Source organism: Micromonospora sp. NPDC005324 (genome assembly GCF_040607155.1).
GTDB classification, from domain to species: domain Bacteria; phylum Actinomycetota; class Actinomycetes; order Mycobacteriales; family Micromonosporaceae; genus Micromonospora; species Micromonospora trifolii.
In genome coordinates this window covers 135954-144601 of record NZ_JBEXGE010000019.1, presented here as the reverse complement: position 1 = coordinate 144601, position 8648 = coordinate 135954, and the positions used below count along the sequence as shown (strand labels likewise).

The window sequence follows — 8648 nt, the reverse complement described above, 5'->3', positions numbered from 1 at the left end:
ATCTGCGCCCGCTCCGCGGACGACAACCTCTGCCCCGGCATGACTCCTCATCCTGACGAAAATCCACCCCGTTGCAACAACCACTTGAGCCCAAGTGGCTCGGACACCGCAGTTTCCGTGAAACCGAGTCGATCAACGCCTTCGTGGTGCGCGGCGAGGGGTGCTCCCCGCGCGGGTGTCAGGAGGTTGGGAGGGCGCGGAGGAAACGCTCCGCCATCGGGACGGCCGAGGCGGTGCTGGCCCCGCCCTTCTCCACGAAGACGGCGAACGCCACGTCGCCCCGCCAACCGACGAACCAGGCGTGGGTGTGCGCGGGGTTGTCGTCGTACTCGGCGGTGCCGGTCTTGCCGTACACCTCTCCCGGCACGTCTTTGAGTGCGCTGCCGGTGCCGGCGGTGACCACCTCGCGCATCATCGTGCGCAGCGCCGCGACGGATTCCGGCTTGAGCTGTTCGCCTGCCGGGGCCGGCTTGGCCGGCGCCGGGTCGATCAGCAGCTTCGGCTGCTCGAAGCGGCCGCGGGCGACGGCGGCGGTGGCACCGGCCATGGCGAGCGGGCTGACCAGCGTGGTGCCCTGCCCGAACGACGCGGCGGCCTGCTCGGCCAGGCTGCCGCCCGTGGAGACCTTGCCGGTGAAGGCGTCAGTGCCGAGGTCCCACTGACCCTCCAGGCCCAGCGAGCGGCCGGCGGCGGCCAGCCCGTCGCCGCCGAGCTTCGGGGCCAGCGCGGCGAACGCCGTGTTGCAGGACTTGGCGAAGTCGGTGCGGAACGGCACCGAGCCGAGCTCGAAGTTGTCCGAGTTCTTGAAGGACCGGCCGTCCACGGTGAAGGTCTTCTTGCAGTCCACCGGGCCGTCCAGCGTGACCGCGCCCCGATCCAGCAGACCCAGCGTGCTGACCATCTTGAACGTGGAGCCCGGAGGCACCTGGGCGTCGAGGGCCAGATTCTCCCCGGCCGGGCCGGGGCCGTTCGCGGCGGCGAGCACGGCGCCGTCGCTGATCCGGATCGCCACCAGGGCGGACCGGCGCGACTCGGCGCGCAGCGCCCCGTCGGCCGCGTTCTGGACGGCGACGTCCAGCGTGGTCTTCAGCGCCTGCCCGGGCTGCGGCTCCCGGCGGAACAGCTCGGCGCCGGTGGGCTCGAGTTTGCCGCCCTCGGTCGGACGCTCGGCCACCACGGTCAGCCCGGGGCTGCCGCGCAGTCGTTCGTCGTAGCGGCCCTGAAGCCCGCCGTGCCCGACCAGGTCGCCGACGACGTACCGGTCGGGGTGTGCGGCGAGGTCGTCGGCCTGCGCCGGGTCGACCGAGCCGAGCACCGCACGGGCGAACTCGCGGGTGGGCGCCAGGTCGATCTTGTCGGAGACGAACTTGGTGCCGGGCAGGTCGTAGATCCGGGGCTTGATCTGCCGGTACGCCTCCTCACGGAGCGACACCACCTCGACGAAGGCACCCGGCTCGGCCTTGGCCACCCGGTCGGGCAGGTCGGCCAGGTCGACGCCGGGGACCAGCGCCGGGCGGATCGCCTTGAACGCCGCGTCGAGGTCCTTGACGAGCTTCTTGAGGTCGGTGACCCCGTTGGGCTGCACACCCACCCGGACCACCGGGCGCGGGGTCACCAGCGGCTTCCCGGCGTTGTCGAGCAGCGCGGCGCGGGCACCGGCGTCGCGACGCAGCGCCAACCGGTCGCCCTTGGTGAGCTGCTCGTGCACCATCTTCGGCTCCCAGATCACCTGCCACTGGTCGTCGTCGCCGTGGGCGAGCCGCACCTCCCGGTCGTACGCCCAGCGGGTCTGACCGGGCAGGGCCCACTCCACCTGGACGGTCGTGGTCGCGATGTCTTTCGTGATCTTCGGCTCGCCGCGACGGGTCAGCGTGGGCGGAGTCGCCGCCAGCTCACCGGAGAGTTCCTTGATCTCGCGCGCCACGTCGGCCGACGGCAGTTTCGAGCCGAGCGGGTCGATCAGACCGACCGCCTGGAGGTCACCGCTGCGCCAGCCCGCGAGGAAGGCGTCGACGGTGCGCTGCGGCCCGTCGTCACCCGAACAACCGACCAGGACACCCGCCGCGAGCAGGGCCGTGGTGACGGCGGCGGCCAGTCGGCGGGCGGGGTTCGGCCGGTGGGGCCGGGGGTACGACAAGAGCATGAAGCTGGTCCTTCCGGTCTCGGACTGCCCTCGCACGGTAGTACGCGAACGCCGTCCCCAACGTCCCCCAGGTGCTCGGCCGCGCTCAAAGACGGGCCGCGCCCGTGTGATGAACATCGCGTGGCGGGGTATCCCGCACCCGGCCAACCTCGGACCCGCAACGGGTGAAAGGACAAAGTCCCGATCCGGACGTCTGGCCAGTGGTCCGCCGACGAAGGCGCACAACGGCAGGGCCTAGGCTGGGCGGCAGAGTGACCCACAACGCGGTGGGTCGAGGGGAGTGGCACCGATGGACCGGCGTCCGGCGATCAAACCGGAACCCGACCTCCGGCAGGATGACTCCGGCCGGGACGACGACAGCTTCGATTCGGCGACCGACGGGGACGGCTACGGCCGACTCGACACGGGAGTCACCGGGCTGACCGGGTCGAGCATCGACACCATCTACGATCTGGGTCTGCCAGCCGAGGCGCTGGCCGACGACGTGGAGGACGCCGAGCTCGACGAACCCGTCCCCAACGCGGAGCGCCTGGTGGCCCAGGCCGTCGCGCTCGCGGGGGACGACCACGACGCGGCGACACTTGTCGGCCGTTTCTGGCGGTTCGCCCCGGACGAGGAGCTGGTCGGCTTCACGGCGGAAGAGATGCTCGACGCGGCCCGGGCACACCGGGATCTCGCCCAGCAGCGGGTGCCGGGCGAGTTGAAGCTGCGGATCCACGAACCGCACGCGGACCAGCACCACACGGTCGTCGAGATCGTCACGGACGACATGCCGTTCCTGGTCGATTCGGTGACGGCGCTGCTCAACTCGTACCACCTCGACGTGCACCTGCTGGTGCACCCGCTGGTGGTGGTGCGGCGGGAGCCGCTGGGCCGGCTCGCCGAGGTCTCAGCGGATGTGGAGCCGGACGACGCGATCTCCGGCGACATCATCGAGAGCTGGATGCGGATCGAGATCGACCCGGTCCGGGACGCGGCCGAACGGGACCGGTTGCGCCGCGAGTTGCAGCGGGTGCTCACCGACGTGCGGGAGGCGGTGGAGGACTGGCCGAAGATGCGTCAGCGTGCCCTCGCGCTCGCCGACGAGCTGGCCTCGGCCCGGACCTCCGACAACCGCCCACCGGTGCCGGAGAAGGACATCACCGACTCGGTGGAGCTGCTGCGCTGGCTCGCCCAGGACCACTTCACCTTCCTCGGTTACCGCGAGTACCGACTGGTGGACGCCGACGGCGGCGACGCCACCGACCCGGTCGACGGCAAGGCGTTGGAGGCGGTGCTCGGCACCGGTCTGGGCATCCTGCGCTCCGATTCGCCGGACGCGCGGTCGCTGTCGTCGATGACGCCCGAGGCGCACGAGAAGGTGTTGGAGAAGCGCCTGCTCATCATCACCAAGGCCAACTCCCGTGCGACAGTGCACCGCTCGGCGTACCTGGACTACATCGGCTTCAAGATCTTCAACTCCGCCGGTGACGTGATCGGTGAGCGGCGCTTCCTGGGCCTGTTCTCGACGGCCGCCTACCGGACCAGCGTCCGCGAGCTTCCGGTGGTACGCCGCAAGGTGGCCGAGGTGCTGGACCGTTCCGGCCTGAGCCGGCGCAGCCACTCGGGCAAGGATCTGATCCAGATCCTGGAGACCTACCCGCGCGACGAGCTGTTCCAGATCAAGACCGACGACCTCTACCACGCGGTGGTCGGCGTGCTGCGGATGGCCGGCCGCCGGCAGCTGCGCGTCTTCCTGCGACGGGACGCGTACGGGCGGTTCATCTCCTGCCTGATCTACCTGCCGCGGGACCGGTTCACCACCCAGAACCGGCTGCGCATGCAGGACATCCTGCTGCGTGAGCTGAACGGCGTCGGGGTGGACTACACCACCCGGGTCACCGAGTCGATGCTGGCTCGGGTGCACTTCATCGTCCGTACCGACCCGACGCGGCCGCCCGGCGACATCGACGCCGACCTGCTGGCCGAGGAGTTGGCCGACGCCACCCGGCTCTGGGACGACGACTACCGGTTGGTGCTGGAGCGCAAGCTCGGCGACGAGCAGGCCAAGCACCTGTTCACCCGGTACGCCGACGCGTTCCCGGAGGGCTACAAGGACGGGCACACGCCGTACGAGGCGATGAAGGACCTGGCGAAGCTGGAGCTGCTGGAGGAGCCCGGCCAGCTGGAGATGCACCTGTTCCGCAAGCAGTTGGCGCCCCGGCCGGGCACCAGGGTGCCGGGCACCGACCTGGCCGAGGCCATGGACGTCCGGTTCAAGGTCTACCGGTACGGCGAGCCGATGATGCTCTCCGCCGTGCTGCCGGTGCTGCACTCGCTCGGCGTACGGGTGGTCGACGAGCACCCGTACGAGGTGGACCGGATCGACGGTCGGGTCTACCTGTACGACTTCGGCCTCATGCTGCCCGAGGGGCATCACGAGCTGGCCGAGGTGCGCCCGCACGTGGAGAACGCCTTCGCGGCGGCCTGGCGCGGCGAGGCCGAGGTGGACCGGTTCAACGAGCTGGTGCTGCGCGGCGGGCTGACCTGGCGGCAGGTGGTGGTGCTGCGGGCGTACGCGAAGTACCTGCGGCAGGCCGGCACGGTCTTCTCTCAGGACTACATGGAGCAGACCTTCATCGCGTACCCGAAGCTCGCCGCGTTGCTGGTGGAGCTCTTCGAGACCCGGTTCGCGCCGGGCGAGTTGAGCACCGAGCAGCGGCAGCAGCGCAGCGGTGAGCTGGTGGAGACGATCCGGGGCGCGCTGGACGACGTGGCGAGCCTCGACCAGGATCGGATCCTGCGCTCGTACCTGACGCTGATCGAGGCGACCCTGCGGACCAGCTTCTACCAGAAGCGCGCCGACGGGCGGCCGAAGGCGTACGTGGCGTTCAAGCTCGACCCGCAGGCCATTCCGGACCTGCCGGCGCCGCGACCGAAGTTCGAGATCTTCGTTTACTCGCCCCGCTTCGAGGGTGTGCACCTGCGGTTCGGGCCGGTGGCCCGGGGCGGGTTGCGCTGGTCCGACCGTCGGGAGGACTTCCGGACCGAGGTGCTGGGCCTGGTCAAGGCGCAGATGGTGAAGAACACCGTGATCGTGCCGGTGGGCGCCAAGGGCGGCTTCGTGTTGAAGCAGAAGCCGGGTGACCGGGACGAGGCGGTCGCCTGCTACCAGGAGTTCGTCAGCGCGATGCTGGACGTCACCGACAACATCGTCAGCGGGCAGATCGTGCCTCCCGAGGACGTGGTCCGGCATGACAGCGACGACCCGTACCTGGTCGTGGCGGCCGACAAGGGCACCGCGACGTTCTCCGACATCGCCAACGAGATCTCCAAGACCCACAACTTCTGGATGGGAGACGCGTTCGCGTCCGGCGGATCCGCCGGCTACGACCACAAGAAGATGGGCATCACCGCCCGGGGCGCCTGGGAGTCGGTCAAGCGGCACTTCCGGGAGCTGGGCCTGGACACTCAGACCCAGGACTTCACAGTGGTCGGCGTCGGCGACATGTCCGGCGACGTCTTCGGCAACGGGATGCTGCTCTCCGAGCACATCCGGCTGGTGGCCGCCTTCGACCACCGGCACATCTTCCTCGACCCGGAGCCGGCCGCCGCCACCTCGTACGCGGAGCGTCGACGGCTGTTCGACCTGCCCCGTTCCTCCTGGGAGGACTACAACGCGGAGCTGATCTCGGCAGGCGGCGGCATCTTCCCGCGTACCGCGAAGTCCATCCCGATCACGCCGCAGGTCCGGGCGGCGATCGGCCTGGACGACGACGTCACGCAGCTGTCGCCGCAGGATCTGATGAAGGCGATCGTGACCGCCCCGGTGGACCTGTTCTGGAACGGCGGCATCGGCACCTACGTCAAGGCCTCCACCCAGACCAACGCGGAGGTGGGCGACAAGTCCAACGACGCGATCCGGGTGGACGGGCGCAGCCTGCGCTGCAGGGTGGCCGGCGAGGGCGGCAACCTGGGCTGGACGCAGCTCGGCCGGATCGAGTACGCGTTGACCGGTGGCCGGATCTACACGGACTTCATCGACAACGCGGCCGGGGTGGACACCTCCGACCACGAGGTGAACATCAAGATCCTGCTCAACACGGCGGTGGCCGATGGCGAGCTGACCACGGCCGACCGGGACGAGCTGCTGGCCGGGATGACCGACGAGGTCGCGGAGCTGGTGCTGCGCGACAACTACGACCAGGCGCGGGCGATCAACAACGCCCAGGCCCAGGCCGCCTCGCTGCTCCCGGTGCACCGCCGGATGATCAACGAGCTGGAGCGTTCGGGCGGGTTGGACCGCGCGTTGGAGGCGCTGCCGCCGGACGAGGAGCTGGCGGTCCGCAGCGAATCCGGCCTGACGGCGCCGGAGTTCGCGGTGCTGCTCGCGTACGTGAAGATCGTCCTGGAGCGGGAGATCCTCACCGAGGGCCTGGCCGACGAGGAGTGGACGACCGAGGTTCTGGTCAACTACTTCCCGACGCCGATGCGTGAGCGGTTCGCCGACCGGATGGGCCGGCACCGGCTGCACCGGGACATCGTCACCACAGTGCTCGTCAACGAGGCGGTCAACCGGGGTGGCATCTCGTTCATCTTCCGGGTGGTCGAGGAGACGGCGGCCAGCGCGGCCGACGTCATCCGGGCGTACGTGGTGGTCAGCGAGGTGTTCGGCCTGCGCGACCTGTGGGACGCGGTCGAGGCGCTGGACAACAAGGTGGCGCCGGAGCTGCAGACCAGCGTCTACCTGGACACTCGTCGGCTGCTCGACCGGGCGGTGCGGTGGCTTGTCTCCAACCGGCGCTCGCCGATCGACGTGCCGGCCGAGATCGCCCGACTGCGCGACGGGGTCACCCGGCTGCTGCCGGGGTTGGAGGAACTGTTCTACGGCAACGAGCGCCAGGGCATCGCCGCGCACATGGACTCGATGACCGGGCGTGGGCTGCCCCGCGAGCTGGCGGAGCGGGCGACCCGGCTGATGTACAGCTTCGGCCTGATGGACGTGGTGGAGACCGCGAACGCCAGCGGGCGGGACGTCAGCGAGGTCGCCTCGGTCTACTTCGTGCTGTCCGACCTGTTCCGGGTGGACTCACTGCTGTCGAAGATCTCCCTGCTGCCGCGGGAGGACCGCTGGCAGACGCTGGCCCGGATGGCGCTGCGGTACGACCTGTACGCCGCGCTGGCCGCGCTCACCGCGGAGGTGCTCGACTCCACCCCGGGCGACCTGCCGCCGCACGAGCGGGTGCAGCAGTGGGAGCAGTCGAACGCCACCTCGATCCACCGGGCTCGACGGGCGATGGGTGAGTTCGACGAGTCGCGGGCGGATCTCGCCGCCCTGTCGGTGCTGCTGCGCCAGATCCGCACCCTGGTGCGGACCTCCGCCGCCGCCTGAGCCAGGTACGCCCTACGCGGTCCGGCCGGTCGGGGTGACCCGACCGGCCGGACCGCGTTTCGTCCCGTCGCGGGTCACGCCGCCAGTGTGGCGAAGACGACGACGTTGTCCGGGTAGCTCTTCGCGGCCTCGTCGAACTGACCGCCGCAGGTGACCACCCGCAGGCTGGGCCGGTCGGTCGGTCCGTACACCAACTCGGTGGGGAAGGCCGTCTTCGGGTACGACTTCACCGAGTCGACGGTGAAGGTGGCCGGCACTCCGTCGGCGCGGCGCACTGTGACGGTGTCGCCGGGGGTGAGAGCGCCGAGGTCGAAGAAGACGGCCGGGCCGAGCACCGCCGAGTCCACGTGCCCGACGATGACCGCGTTACCCGTCTCGCCGGGGCTCGCGCCGGGCTCGTACCACCCGGCCTGGTCGGCCTTGTCCAGCGGCGGGACCTGGACGGTGCCGTCCGGGTTGGTGCCCAACGACATGATCGTCGCGTCGACGCCGATCCGGGGGATCTCGATGCTGGTCGGTGCCGAACGGGCCAACCCGGCCGCCCCCTGACCGACTGGCTGCCCGTCGACCGGCGGGGCGTCCTCGGCGGTGCTCGCCGGCCCGGTCGGCTCGGGGCCGGCCTGGGCCAGCGGCTGCGGCGGTCGGGGAGTGGGCGTGGTCTTCAGGGAGGCGCCGATCATGCCGGCGCCGATCATGGCCATGGTGACGACGACGGCCGTGCCGGCGGCACGCCACGGTTTCCCGCGACGGCCGCCGGCCGGTGTCGTCGTCACGTCAGACGAGCGAACCATCGGTCCGCCGATGACGCATCAACACGATCCCGCCCAGCGCGGCAGCGCCGAGCAGGCCCGCCCCGCCGGTGGCCAGACCCCGGTCGGTACCGGTGCTGACGCCACCGTCACCACCGTCGACACCGCCGTGCGGCAGCACGACGAGCTCGCCCTCGCCGCAGGAGCCCTTGAGCTCGTAGCGACCCGGCTTGGCGTCCTTGTCGACAGTAGCTTCGCCGTAGTAGACGAACTCGCGCTCCTTGTCCCAGTCACGCTCGTCCGAGCCGCGCTCGTCCTTGCCGTAACCGCCACGCTCGTCGGAGCCGTGCTCGTCCTTGTTCTCCCAGCCCTTGTCCGAGCCGTT

At 70.5% G+C, this 8648-nt stretch carries 3 protein-coding genes and 1 pseudogene; 1 reads left to right on the top strand and 3 read right to left on the bottom strand.

The window, feature by feature from the left end; all coding sequences use genetic code 11:
• Positions 1-178 precede the first annotated feature (178 nt).
• A complete protein-coding gene (locus ABZS40_RS20930) occupies positions 179-2143 on the bottom strand; it encodes a penicillin-binding transpeptidase domain-containing protein (RefSeq protein WP_354944959.1) in 1965 nt (654 codons plus the stop codon).
• Positions 2144-2432: 289 nt separating this feature from the next.
• On the opposite strand from ABZS40_RS20930, the gene ABZS40_RS20925 reads away from it, so the two are divergent.
• Positions 2433-7514, top strand: a complete 5082-nt coding sequence (locus ABZS40_RS20925) for an NAD-glutamate dehydrogenase (protein ID WP_354944958.1) — start codon at positions 2433-2435, stop codon at positions 7512-7514.
• A 74-nt stretch (positions 7515-7588) separates the two neighbouring features.
• On the opposite strand, the gene ABZS40_RS20920 is transcribed toward ABZS40_RS20925, so the two are convergent.
• Together ABZS40_RS20920 and ABZS40_RS20915 are read right to left on the bottom strand one after the other, a co-directional pair.
• The gene (locus tag ABZS40_RS20920; protein ID WP_354944956.1) at positions 7589-8287 is read right to left on the bottom strand and encodes a class F sortase; all 699 of its coding nucleotides are present in this window, start codon (positions 8285-8287) and stop codon (positions 7589-7591) included.
• A gap of 1 nt (position 8288) precedes the next feature.
• Positions 8289-8648: pseudogene (locus tag ABZS40_RS20915) on the bottom strand (hypothetical protein); the annotation flags it as partial.

Coding starts and splice junctions, on each gene's coding strand:
- ABZS40_RS20930 (WP_354944959.1), bottom strand. CDS start 2,143: ATGCTCTTGTCGTACCCCCGGCCCCACCGGCCGAACCCCGCCCGCCGA.
- ABZS40_RS20925 (WP_354944958.1), top strand. CDS start 2,433: ATGGACCGGCGTCCGGCGATCAAACCGGAACCCGACCTCCGGCAGGAT.